Annotated in this window: 1 protein-coding gene; it reads left to right on the forward strand. The window is 29.0% G+C overall.

Translation table 11 applies throughout. The features are described from left to right. On the forward strand, positions 1 to 442 hold a 442-nt coding region (locus CQA76_RS09135; RefSeq protein WP_408608991.1), incomplete at both ends, for a Cj0814 family flagellar-dependent secreted protein.

Raw genomic sequence — 442 nt, forward strand, 5'->3', positions numbered from 1 at the left:
TTTTATCCATGTATCATAAAATAGACATAGCTAAAGCCATAGGAAATGCTTACAAAGTTCTTTCACAACTTATGCCTCAAACTTCAAATTCAAGTCTTAGTAAAGAGGAATTAGCAAATATGCCTTATGCTTTTAGTGTCGATAAAAATTTAAATGTTACTAAAACTTACACTTTTGAAGAATATAATGAAGTTTTTAAGACAGTAAAGCAAGAAGGATATTTAACATTTAATACAATGAAAGATCTTGGTTTAGGTTATGGAGTAAGATTAATGCCTATTAATGCTGATAGTATTTTTAATAGCGATTATAACACATATATCGATAAAAGTGTATACAAACACTCTGATGGAAGTGTGGATAAAGGTGGAGTTTTAATGGCTTTTTTAAATAATACTAATATAGCCACTTCTTTTGGAGCAGCGTTTTTAAGAGGTGAAAC

This window comes from Campylobacter aviculae (assembly GCF_005406215.1).
GTDB lineage: Bacteria > Campylobacterota > Campylobacteria > Campylobacterales > Campylobacteraceae > Campylobacter_D > Campylobacter_D aviculae.